The sequence below is a fragment of the Clostridium sp. ETTB3 genome (assembly GCF_053571985.1).
The window spans coordinates 132797-151510 of record NZ_CP199832.1 but is presented as its reverse complement, the minus strand read 5'-3'; the positions used below and the strand labels follow the sequence as shown (position 1 = coordinate 151510).

At 28.0% G+C, this 18714-nt stretch carries 14 protein-coding genes; all 14 read right to left on the bottom strand.

All coding sequences use genetic code 11. The features are described 5' to 3' along the window. Positions 1–169: 169 nt before the first annotated feature. Entirely contained in the window at positions 170–1618 is a 1449-nt protein-coding gene (gene yabN / locus ACUN06_RS00670; RefSeq protein ID WP_449389965.1) for a bifunctional methyltransferase/pyrophosphohydrolase YabN, read from the bottom strand. A 19-nt stretch (positions 1619–1637) separates the two neighbouring features. Then, a complete protein-coding gene (locus ACUN06_RS00665; RefSeq protein WP_294369133.1) occupies positions 1638–3167 on the bottom strand; it encodes a putative polysaccharide biosynthesis protein in 1530 nt (509 codons plus the stop codon). A gap of 115 nt (positions 3168–3282) precedes the next feature. Further along, the gene (spoVT, locus tag ACUN06_RS00660; protein ID WP_291732587.1) at positions 3283–3831 is read right to left on the bottom strand and encodes a stage V sporulation protein T; all 549 of its coding nucleotides are present in this window, start codon (positions 3829–3831) and stop codon (positions 3283–3285) included. 248 nt (positions 3832–4079) lie between these two features. Further along, positions 4080–5090, bottom strand: a complete 1011-nt coding sequence (locus tag ACUN06_RS00655; RefSeq protein WP_291732589.1) for a peptidylprolyl isomerase — start codon at positions 5088–5090, stop codon at positions 4080–4082. A gap of 83 nt (positions 5091–5173) precedes the next feature. After that, on the bottom strand, positions 5174–8698 hold the full coding sequence (gene mfd, locus ACUN06_RS00650) for a transcription-repair coupling factor (protein ID WP_294369138.1): 3525 nt from the start codon (positions 8696–8698) through the stop codon (positions 5174–5176). Positions 8699–8722: 24 nt separating this feature from the next. Beyond that, the gene (pth, locus tag ACUN06_RS00645) at positions 8723–9298 is read right to left on the bottom strand and encodes an aminoacyl-tRNA hydrolase (RefSeq protein WP_291732591.1); all 576 of its coding nucleotides are present in this window, start codon (positions 9296–9298) and stop codon (positions 8723–8725) included. 218 nt (positions 9299–9516) lie between these two features. Next, positions 9517–10650 carry a S1C family serine protease gene (locus ACUN06_RS00640; protein WP_291732593.1) on the bottom strand — a complete coding sequence of 378 codons (1134 nt, stop codon included), beginning with the start codon at positions 10648–10650 and terminating at the stop codon, positions 9517–9519. Between the two features lie 89 nt (positions 10651–10739). Then, a complete protein-coding gene (locus tag ACUN06_RS00635; RefSeq protein WP_291732596.1) occupies positions 10740–12149 on the bottom strand; it encodes a sensor histidine kinase in 1410 nt (469 codons plus the stop codon). Then, positions 12150–12836, bottom strand: coding sequence for a response regulator transcription factor (locus ACUN06_RS00630; RefSeq protein ID WP_294162428.1), 687 nt, complete (start codon positions 12834–12836; stop codon positions 12150–12152). Positions 12837–12972: 136 nt separating this feature from the next. Next, positions 12973–13932, bottom strand: a complete 960-nt coding sequence (locus ACUN06_RS00625) for a ribose-phosphate diphosphokinase (protein ID WP_291732600.1) — start codon at positions 13930–13932, stop codon at positions 12973–12975. A 67-nt stretch (positions 13933–13999) separates the two neighbouring features. Next, complete coding sequence (glmU, locus tag ACUN06_RS00620) at positions 14000–15373, bottom strand: bifunctional UDP-N-acetylglucosamine diphosphorylase/glucosamine-1-phosphate N-acetyltransferase GlmU (RefSeq protein ID WP_291732602.1); 1374 nt, start codon at positions 15371–15373, stop codon at positions 14000–14002. Positions 15374–15576: 203 nt separating this feature from the next. Then, complete coding sequence (ltrA, locus tag ACUN06_RS00615; protein ID WP_291734288.1) at positions 15577–16992, bottom strand: group II intron reverse transcriptase/maturase; 1416 nt, start codon at positions 16990–16992, stop codon at positions 15577–15579. A 469-nt stretch (positions 16993–17461) separates the two neighbouring features. Next, complete coding sequence (gene spoVG / locus ACUN06_RS00610) at positions 17462–17743, bottom strand: septation regulator SpoVG (protein ID WP_291732605.1); 282 nt, start codon at positions 17741–17743, stop codon at positions 17462–17464. A gap of 132 nt (positions 17744–17875) precedes the next feature. Further along, on the bottom strand, positions 17876–18691 hold the full coding sequence (gene purR, locus ACUN06_RS00605) for a pur operon repressor (RefSeq protein WP_291732607.1): 816 nt from the start codon (positions 18689–18691) through the stop codon (positions 17876–17878). Between the last annotated feature and the right edge of the window lie 23 nt (positions 18692–18714).

The window sequence follows — 18714 nt, the reverse complement described above, 5'->3', positions numbered from 1 at the left end:
ATATCCACTTTATTAAGTAGTCTATAGTATAAGGCCTTTTTTTCTATAAAAATATATTTATTACAACTTTTTCTTGTAGCATAGTAATTTTATAAATCTTCTCTTACAAAATATTCTGCATAAAATATTAAATTCCTTCTATCCATGCAGATTTTCTAATTTTTTTCTTTTAATCGTACTTTTTTGAATCTTCCCATAAGGCATTCATCTCATCTATCGTTGATTCACTTAAGCTTTTTCCTTGATTTACTATACTTTCTTCAATAAAATTAAATCTCTTAACAAATTTTTTAGTAGACTTGTTTAATGCTTCTTCTTCATCAACATTTAATAATCTTGCTACATTAACACAAGCAAATAGCAAATCTCCAACTTCATTTATTATTTTTTCCCTATTATTGGATTTATATACATCTAATACTTCATTTATTTCTTCTTTAATCTTTTTAATAGCTTCATTTATATTTTCAAAATCAAATCCTACTTTAGAAACCTTCTTTTGTACCTTATGAGCTTTTGTTAGTGCAGGTAAGGCTTTTGCTATTCCATCTATTTCTTCACTTAAAGTTTCATAATTCTTTTCTTTCTTCTTTAATTCATCCCAGTTTTGTAAGACTTCATTAGAAGTATTTGCCACAGTATCACCAAACACATGTGGATGCCTATAAATCATTTTTGAAGTAATTGCTTCTATTACATCAGAAATATTAAAATAACCATCTTCCTTTCCAATTACAGAATGGAATACTACTTGCAATAAAACATCTCCAAGTTCTTCTATTAAACCATCTATATTATCATCTTCTATAGCATCCACAGTTTCATATGCTTCTTCTATAAGACAATTCTTTATACTTTCATGAGTTTGTTCTCTATCCCATGCGCAACCATCTTCACTTCTTAAGATTTCTATAGTATTAACTAAATCATAAAAATCTTTTTTATTGTTTATATCCTTAGGAATATATACTGAAGTTAAATAATCTATATCTTCTTGCATATCTAATTCATATAAAGGTATTTTTCTTATAGATTCTTCTCCTTGTATTCCTGCTGCTCTTACATAATATATTTCTGTTTCATCATTATAATATTCAAGCAATTCCAGCTTTACTTCTGAAGCAATTAAATGATTATATACTTGAGTAATTATAGTTCCAATTCTTTTATCTAATATTTGATTTTTTATATCAAATGCATCTATTATCTTTAGTCCTTCAATTGGATCAATTTGCAATCTATCCATCATTGCATCTACAAAGCTAACTGCCGGTAATATTTTATATTCTATATTATTTTCATTGCATAAATTAATAAGATTTAAAACAGATCTTTCAGCAACTAAAGGATGACCTGGAACAGCATAAACAAGTTCACCGTATTTTTTATATTCTTCTATCATTTCATTTGCAATGTTAGAATATACCTCATCAAAGCTACTTCCCTCTTCATAATAATTATCACAAGTCTTAAAAGATTTTAATCCATTTTTTAAATAATCAACCGTAGGATGCTTTTCTGTTCTAAAATATAAATTTTTACTTTCTTCTAAAGCTTTAACAGCACCTATTGTTAAGGAATCTGGTGAACCTGGCCCTAATCCAACTATTTTTATCATTTATAGTACTCTCCTTATATCATTTTCTTACTAATCTATTCTTTACATCATTAACATCAAATACCTTAAAGAGTAGAATAGATATTATATATATAATAATACCCATAAATACTGATAATAAGCAAGAAATACTGTTATTAGCTATTTTTTTCATCATAAATTCATAAACAAATAAAACTACAACACTCATTATAACTGATGCATATCCAGGTTTTACAAAAGAATCATATACACTAATATTACATTTAGTTTTACTTTTAAGAGATATAAGATTTAATATAGTTACCAACATATATGAAGCTACACTAGATATTACTGCTCCAAAAATATTTATTTTAGGTATTGGAACTAATATCGCCGTCAATATAATTTTTAAAATACACCCTATTATTAAGTTTACAACCGGCCTTATATAATAATTAGTAGCTTGTAATACAGATGTTGTTGTTTGAGTTACTATAATAAATGGAATTGATATTGAAAGATATCTCAAAATTTCAATTCCTTCATATTTATCAAAAAATATTAATTTCATTATAGGCCCAGCTAAACAAAATATTCCTAATGTAGCTGGTAATGCAATAACTGCTGATAATTTTAATGCTATATTAATTTTATTTTGCATTTCTTCTTTTTTATTTAATACATAATTTTCTGCTATTATGGGAATTAAAGATGTGCATATAGCCATAGATAATGTTAATGGAATATTTACTAATACAGCTGCTTTACCAGTAAGTTGTCCATATAACACTGTTGGATTTTCAACCCCTGATTCTAAAAGTTTTTGTGGAACCAAAATTGAATCAATTAAGTTCATAATAGTTCCTACAGTTGCTCCTACAGAAATAGGTATGGCTATTTTCAATATTTTATTTAATAAGTCTGTATTGGTTTTAACCTTTTTTATTCCAGCTTCTTTTTTTACTCTTTTATACTTTAAAACTAAATATATTCCTGCAACAAATGCTCCTCCTGCTGCTCCAAAAGCAGCGCCCCCTGCTGAATACTCAATTCCCTTGTCAAAAAGAAAATAAGCTAATCCAACACCAATAACTACTCTTCCTATTTGCTCTAATATTTGAGATATTCCTGACGGAGTCATATTTTGAAGTCCTTGAAAAAAGCCTCTAAATATAGTTACAAATGAAACCATCATAGGTGCAAAAGAAATACCAATTAACGAATAATAAGATTTCATATCCCATTTTAAAAAACTAATTATTGGCTTTGCAAAAAAGAATAATATTAATGATGTTCCTAATCCTAAAGTTATCATTAAAAAAGATGATTCTTTAACAACTTCATAACTTCCTTTAACATCTCCAATTGCATTTTTTTCTGATATCATTTTAGAAACAGCAATTGGAACTCCACTTGCCATAGCCACAAAAAACATATATAAAGGATATGACAATTGATAATAACCAATCCCTTCATCTCCTATTAACATAATTAATGGCCATCTAAAGAAAAATCCTAATACTTTTGCCAACATACCTGCTAGTCCCAAAATCAAGCTTCCTTTTATTAGAGACTGCTTTTTCATAAAATACCTCCAAACTTAAATTACTAACTACTACTAATTTTTATTTAAAGCTTAGAGGTATTATTACAAATATACCACTTTTATTTAACAAATATTGTAATATGTATAATGTTTATTATTGTTCCATTTGCTTTCCTAAGAAAGCTGCAGCAGTTTCAACTAACTTTAATTGTAATTCTCCAAATTCATTATCTTGTTCTTTTGATACAATAAGTACTGCTCCAATAGCATCTCCTTCAGCAATTATTGGTGCAATTACTTGGCTTGTATATTCTCCTGGGTCCTCATCATTATGTAAAGGAATTGTTTTATTACTTTCTGTTATAATAATAGACTTTCTTCCATCCATTACTGATTCTAATTCAGAACTTATTTTTCTTTCAATATAATCTTTCTTTGTTGCTCCACTTACTGATATAAATGCATCTTTATCAGTAATTAAAACAATATGTCCAATTGCTTGTTGTAAACTTTCAGCATACTCTTTAGAAAAGTCAGTTAATTCTCCTATTGGTGAATATTTTTTTAATATTACTCCACCTTCCCTATCTGTAAATATTTCTAATGGATCTCCTTCTCTAATTCTTAAAGTTCTTCTTATTTCTTTTGGTATAACTACTCTTCCTAAATCATCAATACGTCTAACTATTCCTGTAGCTTTCATTATTATGAGTTACCTCCTTAATTCTGTTATATATTTAACTGCATTATTATTATTTGAAGTATTAGAAATTTTATACACATATACCCAATATTTATTCTCTACTATTTAAAGAGGAATTATAAGAAGTCTATGGCAATAAAAAAACAATATTTTTATTTCTTTAACTATAAATACCTATAAGTTCAAAGTAATTATATAAAAAAAAGCTAAATAAGATATCAAATCTCATTTAGCCTTTTTGCAAATTATTAAAGTCTATTTTCGTATGTTTTAACTTTTAAATCTTTTTTCCATTGTTCTAATGTTGAATTATAAACTTCTTTCTTTTTATCAGTTTCTAAAGTTGACTTTATAGAATCCTTAACTTCATCAAGTGGAGTTGTTGTATCTTCTGCTTGAACTCCTTCAACTTTAATTATATGATATCCAAATGAGCTTTTAACTGGTGCAGAAATTTCTCCCTCTTTTAATTGCTTAAATCCAGCTAAGAAGTCAGTATCAAAGTTTTCTTTATCATTTTCAACATAACCTAAATCTTCTGCTTTTGGGAATTTTCCTGAGGCATTTCCTTTATATTGCTCAAATAAAGCATCAAAAGTAGTTTCTCCTGAATCTATTTTAGCTTTAGCAGCTAATGCTTCATCTTCACTTTCAAATAATATATGCTTAGCATTTGCTCCTGCTTTCTTTTTATATTTATCTATATTTTCATTGTAATATTTTTCAACATCTTCATCTGTTACAGTAACATCTTTTGTTATAGCTTCAGTAACTTCGTTAGTCTTTACTAAATTTTCAAGAAATTTATTAAACTTATCATCATCCATTCCATAATACTTTATTGCTTCTTGTAATTTATCTTCTCCACCATATGCTTCAACAAATTTTTGTCTTTCTTTTTCTATAGCAGCATTTAATTCATCACCTGATAATACATATCCAAGTTCTGTACCTTTAGTTATTAATACCTTATCATTTACTAATTGTTCAAGAACAGATTTTCTTGCACTTTTTAATTTTTCTTTCATTTTATCATCCATAGAATTTTCATAATCTTTACCATACGTTTGGATTAAATAATCTATATCACTTTTTAATTCACTATTAACATCTGCCATAGTAATTTTTTCATTTCCAACCTTAGCTAATACAGTTTTTTGTATAGCTGCTGGAGTCTTTTCTATCATTTTACATCCTGCCATTGAAAATGCCATAACAGCAACAGTTGCAATAGCTACTATGTTCTTTATCTTTCTCACTTTCTTTTCCCTCACTTTACTTTTTATAATTTGATATACACTTTAGTATATCAGTATTATCCTTTTTATTCAAATTTTATAGTCTATTTTTTACGTGAATTTTCAATTAAATCTTTAAGAAGATTTTTATAAAACTCTAATATCTCTTCACGCTTAATTGTATTAACTTTTAAAGCAAAAAAAGGCGTTTCTCCAAAATATAAAACAACATTTTCCTTGTAATTCTTCAATAATATATGATAAATATAATTAACTTTTTTATATTCTTTAGGGAACTTAAACCTTACTTCACTTTTAAATTCCTTTATTTCCTCTATTAATAATTCCTTTGCTAAACTTTTTATATATGCAATATCCATTAAATTATACACAGCTTCAGGAATTGATGAATATCTATCTTCTAATTCTTCTTTTATTTCTTTATAATCATTAAGATTTTCAATAGCTGCAATTTTTTTATAAACTTCAATTTTTTGAATTTCATCCTCAATATAAGATGAAGGTATATATGCATCTACTTTGATATCAACAGTTGTTTCAATTGGTTCTTTATCTATATCTCCCTTTATAAGCTTTACTGTATCTTCTAACATTCTGCAATATAAATCATATCCTATAGCTGCCATATGACCATGTTGAGACGAGCCCATCATATTTCCAGCTCCTCTTATTTCTAAATCTCTCATAGCTATTTTAAATCCTGAACCAAGTTCAGTAAAATCTTTTAATGCTTTTAACCTCTTTTCAGCAACTTCAGTTAACACCTTATCTTTAGTATACATAAAATATGCATATGCAATTTTATTTGAACGTCCAACTCTTCCTCTTAATTGATATAACTGTGATAATCCCATTTTATCTGCATTGTTTACTATAATGGTATTAACATTTTGAATATCTATACCAGTTTCTATAATTGTTGTACAAACTAAAACATCATATTCTTTTTGCATAAACTTAATCATTTCAGCTTCTAGTTCTTTTTCAGTCATTTGGCCATGAATAACACCAACTTTACATTCAGGAACTAGTTCACTTATATAATTTGCCATACCTTGTATACTTTCAACTCTATTATATACAAAGTAAACTTGACCTTCTCTTGCTACTTCCCTTAATATAGCATCTCTAATTAGTTGATCGTTTTGTTCAAGCACATAAGTTTGAATTGGGAATCTTTCTTCTGGTGGTGTTTCAATAACCGATATATCTCTAACCCCAGTTAATGACATATGAAGTGTTCTAGGAATAGGTGTTGCACTTAATGTTAATACATCAACATTCTTTTTAATAGATTTTATCTTTTCCTTTTGAGCAACTCCAAATCTTTGTTCTTCATCAACTATCAATAATCCTAAGTCCTTAAAAACAATATCCTTAGATACTAATCTATGAGTTCCTATTAATATATCAACATTTCCTTCCTTCAATGCTTGTAATGTTGCTTTTTGTTGCTTAGTAGTTCTAAATCTACTAACCATATCTATTTTCACTGGGAAATCTGAAAATCTTTTAACTAAATTTTTATAATGTTGTTCTGCAAGTATTGTAGTTGGTACCAAAAATGCTACTTGCTTTCCATCCATTACAGCTTTAAATGCAGCTCTTATTGCAACTTCTGTTTTTCCATATCCAACATCACCACAAAGTAATCTATCCATAGGCTTATCTGATTCCATATCATGCTTTATTTCTTCCAACGATGTTAATTGATCTGGTGTTTCCTCATAAGGAAATTCATCTTCAAATTGTCTTTGCCATTCAGTATCCTTAGAATACTTATATCCTTTTAATGCTGCTCTTGCTGCATAAAGTTTAACTAAATCTTCAGCAATTTCATTTATTGACTTTCTTACTTTTGCTTTAGCCTTTTGCCACTCATTTCCTCCAAGTTTATTTATCTTAGGATTTTTACCTTCACTTCCAATGTATTTTTGCACCAAATCTAATTGATCTACAGGCACATAAAGCTTATCACCTTTATCATATACAATATCTAAATAATCCCTTGTATTTCCTGCAATTTCAATTTGTTTAATTCCCTTAAATACACCAACTCCATGATTTGCATGTACAACATAATCTCCAGGCTTTAATTCAGCAAAACTTGTTATTTTTCCAACACCTTTTCTTTTACTTCCCCTTTTAGGTAGAGATTTTTTGGCTTCGCCAAATACTTCTTTATCTGATATTACACAAATCTTTAAGTCTGGATATTCAAATCCTTTTACCAAGTTACCAAATGTAACTACAATCTGCCCTAATTCAATTGAATCTACAACATCTTTATAAACACTTTCAATATCTCTATCCCTTAATGTGTTAACTAACCTTTCTCCTCTAGTTCTAGTTCCTGCTAAAATTAAAGTTTTATATCCATTTTTCTTTCTTAAATTTATATCCTCAATTAACAAATCTAATTGTCCATTATAACTATTAGAAGTAATTTGCTTAAATTCAACAGTTTTTTCTGAATATAAAATACCACTATGTTTTTCAAAGGGGTTTAAAGTAATAACATCAGATTTTTCTAAATTAACTAATAACTCTTCCTTATTAATTAATAATTTATTTTGAGATGGTAAAATATCTCCTCTTTGAAGAAATGCTAAATAATTTTCATTAAATTCATAATAAATACTTTCAAGCTTACCTTCACATCTTTTTAAATCATCAATAATAAAAGTATATCCCTTAAAATAATCAAAAAAACTTTCTACCCTTTCATAAAAGAATGGTAAATAACTATCAATAGTTTCAAATGTATAAATTTCATTTAACATTTCTACATTTTTATTTACTATTCTACTTAACTTTTGAATTTGTTCACTATTTTTATTAGATGATTTTTCTATTACATTATTTAATTCATCAATAATACATTCATTTGCTCTTTTCTTTGATTCCTCATCTACAATAACTTCTTTTGCTGGGAAAATTTCTACAACTTCAACTTTTTCTATACTTCGTTGTGATTCTATATTAAAAGTTCTAATAGAATCTACTTCATCTCCAAACAACTCAATTCTATATGGATAAATAGCTATAGGAGGGAAAACATCAAGTATCCCTCCTCTAAATGAAAATTCACCTTTTCCTTCAACTACTTCTACTCTTTCATATCCACATTCAATTAATTTATTAGATATATCTTTTAAATTTACTTCATCCCCACTTTTTATATTTATATTATAATTAATGTATTTTTCTTTAGGCGTATATACTGAAGTCATTGCCTCTATCGAAGTAACTATTATCTTTTTATTTTTATTATCAAGTATTTCCTTTATAACTTTAAGTCTAGCCCATCTTAAATCCCCTGAAATAGCATCAACATTATAAAATACAACTTCCCTTATAGGTAAAAAGTATACATTAGTTGAATATAAGCTTAAGTCATCATATAAATTTTTAGCTTCTATTTCATTATGTGTTACTACAACTAAAGAATCTTCTATTTCACTAAAAATTGCATCTATTATATAACTTTTCCCTGACTCTGACAAACCAACAATATCTATAGGAAAAGATTTTTTCCTTAATTCATTTAAAATACTAATAAATTTTTCATTTTCTTTTAAGGGTTGTAATAGCCCCTGTAATCTCATTTTATCACCTTCCATATTCCCTATTTATTTCTCTTTACCTGCATTAAAGCCATTTAACTTATTCATAGCTTCTTTTGTATTATTACTTATTATAATGCTTGTTGCATCACTTGAAGCCTTTATTGATTCTCTCAATATTTCTACTTCCTCATCACTAAACTTTCCTAATACATGTGAAACTAAATTTCCTTTTGGTGCTCCAACTCCTATTTTCACTCTTGGAAAAACATCAGTCCCTAAATTAGCTATAATACTTTTTATACCATTATGTCCACCATGACTTCCCTTTTCTCTTATTCTTATTCTTCCAACTTCTAAACTTATATCATCATAAATTACAATTATTTCTTCATTGCTTATTTTATAAAAATTAACTACTTCTCTAATGCTTTCTCCACTTAAATTCATATATGTAGTTGGCTTTAATAAAATAACCTTTTTACCATTTATTAATCCTTCTCCAAATACACCTTTAAATTTTATCCTATTTAATTCTATATTATACTTATCTGCTATATAATCTATCGCAGCAAATCCTATATTATGTCTTGTTCCATCATATTCTTTTCCCGGATTTCCTAATCCAACAATTAAAAACATTTTAATTCCTCCGTTGTTTTAAACTAGCCTACTTTATATTATATCATTTTTTAAATAGTAAAGATTTTTTTAATAATTTAATTTTTTAATTAATTCTTAATAAAATTTTAGGGAACTGTCGCATTAAGAATAAATAATACAATATATTGTGTTAATTTTTAATTATCAGAACAATATATTGTATATAAAATTTTTAGTGCGACAGCCCCCTAAATTAGTTAACTTATTATTTTTATATCTACTTCTTTCATATTCCCTTGCCTTAATATCTTACAATGTAATATATCATCTTTTCTTTTTCCTTGCAACACTGTAATTACATCTTCTACATCAACCACTTGGTAACCATCTACTTCTAAAATTATATCAGTTGGTTTAACACCTGCTACATAAGCACTACCATCTTTTACTAACTCTTGAATGTAAAATCCATTCAATCCTCTCCCCTCATCGATTATTATCCTACCTTCTGCTATACCCATAATTTTTTTAAAACTATTAGTTGAATTTATCATATCTTGAAGCTCTGTCATTTGAAATCCATAATAAATTCCAATTTCATTCTTTTCATTTGTTACAGTTAAATCTGCAATTCCAACTAATTCACCTTTTGAATTACAAATAGCACCTCCAGTATTTTTTTTATTAATAGGTGCATTTATTTGCAATAAAGAATATCTCTTTCCATCTACTTCTAAATATTCATTTTTTGATGTGATTATCCCAGGAATAGAGCTTCCTATATATTCATCAGCTATAGCATTTCCTAAAACAACTATTCCTTGACCTTCTTTTATATCATTCATATCTGCTAATTTTATAGCTTTTAGCTCACCTTCAAAATCTATCTTTATAAGTGCTAAATCAATACTTTCATTTTCTACTAATATCTCCGCTTTAATTGGCTTTGATGCCATAGAGGATAATTTTACATATATATCACTTTTCCCTTTTATAGCAGAATAATTAGTTAAAATTATTCCACTATCATCTACTATTATTCCTGTTATATTTCCATCAAAATAATTATCTTCTATAAATTTTTCATTTGAATCACTAATTGTAACTAATGCTGGTGATACTTCATTAATAATTTTTGTATAATCTAATATAATTGTATTTGCGCTCTTTTCCAATTGCCTTATTTTTTGTATTACCTCACCATACTTTTGCTTAAGATTAATCCCAGCCATAACAGTAGCTAAAAAAGTAGCAATAACTATATATAAAGTAATTTTAATACCTATTTTAACTTTTGCTTGAGTAGTATTTTTTTTCTCAAATATTATATTAGATATTTTTCCTGGTGGAGTGCATGATATTTTTTTATTTTCATCTCTTTTTATTTTCATATCTCCCTCCAAATTTTCATAAAATATTTTATAATTTACATTACAAAATATTTTTAAAATTATATCTAAAATCTAACCTTTTATATTATTTAATTACTTCTCTCTAATGTAAAAGTAAATTTAATACCTTTTCCATCTACATTATTTGCCCATACATCTTGATTATGCTGAGTTAAAATCAATCTTACTATAGATAAACCAAGTCCTGTACTAACTTTATTTGTTCTAGATTTATCCCCCTTATAAAATCTATCCCAAATATGATTAATATCACTTTCAGAAATAGGTCTTCCAGAATTAAATATACTTACATATATTTTTTCTCCCTTTGTAGATATATTTACTTCTATTTCGCCATTATCATTACTATATTTAATAGCATTTTCTAATAAATTAATAATAACTTGAAGTATTCTATCTCTATCTCCTATTGCAAAGCAACGCTCTTCATGAAAAATAGCTTTAACCTTTAACCCCTTAGCCTGTATTTTACTTTCCAAATTTAATATGCATAAACTTATGGTTTGATTAATATCGAATTCTGAAATATTTAAATTAAATTTACCAGCCTCCATTGCTGATATATCTAACAAATCATTTACTAACCTAGCTAATCTATCAATTTCATCATACACTATTTTTAAATAATAATTTTCTTTATCCTTTGGTATTACACCATCTAATATTCCACCAATAAATCCTTTTATAGATGTAATTGGAGATCTTAATTCGTGTGATACATTTGAAATAAACTCCTTTCTTATAATATCTGACTCTCCTATAGATTGAGCCATACTATTAAAAGACTGTGCTAATTCACCTATTTCATTATTTCCAATAACTTCTACCCTTTCATCTACATTGCCCTTTGCCAATCTTTTTGCAGCATTATTAATTTGTTCAATTGGTTTAACTACTAATAATTCAGCAAAATATTTTACTATAGCTGCAGCAACTATTATTGCTAAAATTACAGCTCCCCATATAATAATCAATGTTCGTTTTCCTCTTAATTCTCCTTTTGGAACCATAATTATATATCCATCTAATTTTTCATCTAAAAAAATTGGTTTTATAAATGCACTTAAGTCTTCATTGAAATAATCTTTAATCAAGTTTTTTCTATATTCTAGTTCGTTAGAATTTGGTATATTATATTCTGTTATATCAATATTTGTATATTTTAAATTTGCATACTCCTCATTTGAAACCATATAAATATATCCAAGTCTATCAACAATAATGCCATCCATATTATTGCTTAAACAAGATATTTTTAATAATCTATTAATCTCTTCATAGCTTCCTTCTTGAGCTTTTAAATAACTCCCTACAGCTTCAGATACAACATCTAATTGCTTATTTAATGTTTCAACAATTTCATTATATTCATCTTTATAAAACCAAATAGTTAAAACTAATCCTACTAATATTAATAATCCACCAGTTATCGAAGAAAAAGTAATTATTAATTTCCTTACTATACTATTTTTCTTCACTTATCTCACCTCAAACTTATATCCAACACCCCATACCGTTTGAAGTTCCCATTCTTTTCCACCTTTAATTTTTTCTCTTAACCTTTTAACATGTACATCAACAGTTCTTGAGTCTCCTGGATAATCATATCCCCAAACCTCAAACATAAGTTGTTCTCTTGTAAACACCTTGTTAGGATTACTTGCCATAAAATGAAATAATTCTAACTCCTTAGGTGCTAATCTTACAATATTTCCTTTGTAAATTACTTCATAAGCCCCTATATCAATAGTTAAATCTTCATATTTTATAATATCCTTAGATTGATTATCTACAGTATATCTCCTACTTACAGCTTTAACTCTTGCTAGTAATTCCTTTGGATCAAATGGCTTAACAATATAATCATCTGCCCCTAATTCTAATGCAAGTACTTTATCAAAAATCTCTCCCTTAGCTGTAAGCATTATCACAGGAACATCATTATTTTTTCTTATCTGCTTTAATACTTCTATTCCATCTTTTCCTGGCAACATAACATCTAATATTACTAATCCAATATCTTCTGTTGAAACAATATTACATGCATCATTTCCATTGAAACATTTTTTAGTTCTATACCCTCCACTTTGTAAATACATATCTATAAGTTCATTAATATGTAAATCATCATCAACAATTAATACTTTTCCTAATCTATCATCCATTTTAAATTCACCTTCCTTAATTAATATTTTATACTATATTCTTTAAAAAAGGATTAAAAAAATAAGGCTGTCGCACTAAAAATTTTATATACAATATATTGTAGTATTTATTCTTAATGCAACATCCCCATTTTTATTAATTTTCAAATAACTTACTTATTGGTTCGTCATCATATATTCTCTTAATTGCTTCAGCAAATATTGGAGCAACTGAAATTGACTTAAACTTTTCTAAACCTTCTTGGTTTGGAAGTGGAATAGTATTTAACATTATTAATTCTTCAATAGCTGAATTATTTATTCTTTCAAATGCAGGCCCAGATAATACTCCATGAGTACAACAAGCATAAACATTTTTAGCTCCTAAATCCTTTAATGCATTTGCTGCATTTGCTATTGTTCCAGCTGTATCAATCATATCATCAATTAAGATACATCTTTTCCCATTAACCTCCCCAATAATGTTCATTATTTCAGAAACATTTGCTTTTGGTCTTCTCTTATCTATAATAGCAATTGGTGCATTTAATTTATCAGCAAATTTTCTTGCTCTTGTAACACTTCCTAAGTCTGGTGATACGACAACAACATCTTCTTGATCACTAAATCCCTTTTCCACAAAGTTATTTGCTAATATTGGTGAACCTAATAAATGATCTACTGGTATATTAAAATATCCTTGTATTTGAGAAGCATGTAAATCCATTGTTAATACTCTATCAGCTCCTGAAGCAGTTAAAATATCAGCAACTAACTTTGCAGTTATTGGATCTCTTGATTTTGCTTTTCTGTCTTGTCTAGCATATCCATAATAAGGAATAACAGCAGTTATTCTTCCAGCTGATGCTCTCTTAAAGGCATCAATCATAATTAATAATTCCATTAAATTATTATTAACTGGTGAGCTTGTTGATTGTACTATAAATACATCAACACCTCTTACAGTTTCATTAATATCTACTGAAATTTCTCCATCACTAAATGTAGAAACCTTTGCATTTCCTAAAGGTAATCCTAATAAATCTGCAATTTCCTTTGCTAATTCAGGATGCGAATTTCCTGTAAATATTTTTATTTTTTTTCCATGAGCTATCATAATTTTGAGACCCTCCTCTATTTGTAACATTAAATTTGTTACTTTATCTTATAGTAAATATTTATATTTATTTTTTATTAATAAGACCTCTTTTGTCTATCCAACCTTCAATATTTCTTTGTTTTGCTCTTGCAACTGCAAGTTCACCACTATGAACATCATCTGTAATTGTTGAGCCAGCTGCTATATATGTGTTATCTTCTACAGTAATCGGTGAAATTAAATTTGTATTACATCCAATAAAACTATTATTTCCTATTATAGTTTTATTTTTATTTTTTCCATCATAATTTACTGTAACGGTACCACATCCAAAATTACAATTTTCCCCTACTTCACTATCTCCAACATATGTTAAATGAGATACTTTAGTATTATTGCCTATAGTTGATTTTTTTATTTCAACAAAATCACCAATTCTTACATTGTTTCCTACTACAGACTCTGGACGAATATATGCAAATGGCCCAACTGTAGTATTATTGCCAACTGAACTTTCTAAAATAACTGATGATTGTATTTCTACATTTTCTCCAATTACACTATTATTAATTCTTGAATTAGGGAATAAAGTACATCCCTTCCCAATTTTAGTATTACCCTCTAATACATTTCCAGGATATATAATAGTATCTTGACCAATTTCTACATCATCACCAATATAAGTTGTCATTGGATCTATAATAGTAACACCATTCTCTAAATGCTTGTTATTAATTCTTTTTCTTAAAATTACTTCAACTTCTGAAAGTTGTAATCTTGAATTAACCCCTAAAGTTTCTTCATAGTCTATAATAAGAGCTCCAACTTTTTCATTTTTATCCTTAAGCATTTCTATTACATCAGTTAAATAATATTCACCTTGTGCATTATTAGTAGAAAGATTTCCTAAACATTCAACTAACTTTTCTATTTGAAAACAAAAAATTCCTGAATTAATTTCTTTTACTTTAAGTTCTTCTTCATTACAATCTTTATGTTCAACTATTTTTAAGACTTCATCACCACTTCTTATAATTCTTCCATATCCTGAAGCATCATTTAAAATAGAAGTTAATATAGTTGCACTATTTTTATTACTATTATGGATATCAAATAATTTTTTAATAGTTTCTTCTTTTATTAAAGGTGCATCACCATTAAATACTGCTACTGTACCTGATTTACCTTTTAGGAAATCTATTGCACATTTAACTGCATGCCCCGTTCCTAATTGTTCCTCTTGAAGTGAATAACTCACATTTCTAGAACTTGTATTAGCTTTAACTAATTCTGCACCTTTTCCTACTATAACATTTATATCATCAATTTCACTTTTTCTTAAAGTATCAATTACATGATTTACCATTTCTTTTCCACATACCTTATGTAAAACCTTTGGCAAATCGGATTTAATTCTTTTTCCTTGACCTGCTGCTAATATTAAAGCACATTTATACATAAATTCACCCCTCTATAAATTAATGGACAAAATTTCATTTCTTTCAAAAAATGTTCGTTTATATTTCTTATATATTATATTGCATTAAATAAAGTATTTCAACTCTTCAAATCAATTATCGAGTAGGAGCTAAATAATTATTTTATTTAGCGTCCTCTCACACCACCGTACGTACCGTTCGGTATACGGCGGTTCATTAGAATTTAATGCATCATTTGATATGTTTGTGTTAGACTAACAAATCCTAGTGATTCTAGATATTTGTTATTTAGAGATTTGCTTAAGATTGGGCTCTTGGATATTCTCCAGTAGCCTTTTCTTGTATTTGCATATTCCCATGCTTTGTATTTATTAATTCCTAGTTTTACTAGATTTCTATGTCTGGTGCTAATCTTCTTCCATTGTTTCCATATGCAAGCTCTTAGTCTTCTTCTAATCCATTTATCTAGTTCTTTTAGCTTCGCCACCGCGTTAGCTATTCCATAATAATTAATCCAACCCATCATTATTTGATTTAATTTCTTTAGTCTAGATTCCATACTAATCCCTATATTTCTATTAGTGTAGAACTTAATTTTATCTTTAAATCTCTTGATTGATTTTTCATGAATTCTTATTTCTGCTCCGCCCTTCGCAAAGTAGAAAGAAAACCCTAAGAATTTTCTTTTAGATACAAAGTCTACTGCACTTTTATCCTTGTTTACCTTAAGTTTTAACTTATTTTCTATAAGTTTTATCATAGATTCCATTACTCTTATGCCTGCTCTTTTACTTTTAACATATACATTATTATCATCTGCATACCTACAAAATTTGTGTCCTCTCTTTTCAAGTTCCTTGTCTAATTCATCAAGCATTATGTTTGCTAGTAATGGACTTAACGGACCGCCTTGCGGAGTTCCTTCTGCACTTGTTACAGAAACGCCGTTAATTAGAATTCCACTTTTTAAGTATTTTCTTATTAATGATAATAGTCGTTTGTCTTTTATCTTCTTTTCAAGTTTCCCCATAAGAATATCATGGTTAACTTTATCAAAGAATTTCTCTAAATCCATATCTATAACCCATCTATTTCCCTCGTTTATGTATTGCTTCGATTTTGTTACTGCATCCTTTGCTCCTCTACGAGGTCGGAAGCCAAAGCTATTGTTTGAAAATAGTGGTTCATAAATTCTAGATAAAACTTGAGCTATTGCTTGTTGTATTAATCTATCTTGCACAGTTGGTATCCCTAATAGTCTAACTCCTCCATCAACTTTAGGTATCTCTACTCTTCTTACTGGTGATGGATTATATTTACTTTCTAGTATTTTAGCTTTAATTGTATCCCAATGTTTTTTGATATGCTCTCGAAGTTCATCGATTTTCATTCCATCAACTCCATGGCTACCTTTATTACTAATTACTCTCTTAAGTGCTAAAAGCATATTATTTCTTTCAAGAACTTCTTCAAGTAACATACTAGTATCAAATGTTTCATCGTTTACGCTTTCCCTATTTGGTAAAACCATAAAATTACTCTGCACCTTTGATTTACCTTGAAGTTCCACTTCTACTTCCACCACTTGGTCTCTATATTGAGTTTTCTGTTTTCTTTGTAATTTCTTTGATTTATCCAAAGTTGTAAACCTCCTAACGTTCAGTCCTTCGTCCGCTATCGCGATTAGCGGAGTTACTATGACATCTGCTGACTTCTGATAGTTCAGCTATATATCACTATATAGGTTATCTATTAGAAATTAATCTATTTTAGATGTATCTATCAGACCTCCCCAGGTAAGAACACGTACTTTCACCTCATATATCTGCCACATATACTTTCTCTATTTCGGATAGTTTAGGGCTTTACTTTGATATGCAAGTTCACCCATAGAGATAAGCCTCAAATGTGATTCGTATACCTCAGACCAAGGTTTTGCCTCCGACTTCCTTCAGATTCCACCTCACGATGGACACCCTTGTCCTTGGCTAATGGTTGGCACTATCAACCCCCATATCGGACTTTCACCGACGAGTACGTGCCCATGCTGGGCACACATAAGCTAAAAGGAACATACGTCTTAACATATGCCCCTTTTATTTAAAATATTATTCACTTATAACAACGTTTTCTTCTTCCATTGCTTCTTCATAAGCTTTTAAAATGGAATTTTGAATTTTTTCCCTAGTATCAGTATTTATTGGATGAGCAATATCTTTAAATTCCCCATCTGGTGTCTTTCTACTTGGCATTGCAATAAATAAACCATTTTGTCCTTCTATTACTTTAATATCATGGACAACAAATTCATTATCAAATGTTACAGAAACTATAGCTTTCATTTTTCCTTCTGTAGCTATCTTTCTGATTCTAACGTCTGTGATTGTCATTTCACTACACCTCCAGTTGCTTTATATTAAATATATTTCTATAAAAAGTTTAAAAATCCTTTTTTTTACTTATTTTTTTATTTAATTTTTTTTAATTAATAAATATCAATATTTCTTGCAACTGGATTAACTTTATTTTATAATATTTGAAGGATTTACAATAAGCTTATCTATTTCTTTATCATACTTTAAATCAATAATTGATACATAATCACTAGTTCTCTTATTTTCTATACCAATATTATCAACTAATACCCCTGTTCCAACTAATTCACTATCAAATTCTTTTAAAAGATCTCTTATCCCTTCAGCAGTTCCACCACCTCTTAAGAAATCATCTATGAATACACATTTACTTGATGGTTTCATACATTTTTTGGCTAATGCCATTTGTTGTATTCTTCCACTTGTTCCTGATACATAGTTTATTGTAACTGTTGAACCTTCTGTTACTTTGTTATCTTTTCTTATTATAACTAATTCAATTCCTAAACTTTTTGCAACTTCATATGCTAATGGGATACCTTTTGTTTCCACTGTTACTATACAATCTAAATCCATTTCTTGAAAATGAGAAGCTAAAATTACTCCAGCCTTACTTACAATTTGAGGATTATACATTATATCAGTTAAGTATACAAAATTGCCTGGTACAATTCTTCCTTCTTCTAATAAGGCTTTACATAACTCATCTGCAAAATCTTCTTTTGCCTTTTGTCCCATAGAAGGAATATATTTAATTCCTCCAGCCGCTCCTGCAATTGTTTCTATAGAGCCCATCTCTAATTTTTCTAATACTTCCCTTACTATTACTATATCTTCACTTATAGTTGATTTAGCTGCATTTAAAAACTCTGAAAATCTATTTAATCCTATAACTTTATTAGGTGTTTCCATCAATATCTTAGTAATAGCTACAACCCTATTATTTCTACTTAATTTTTCCACCAAGCTCACCTTCCTTATTTTCT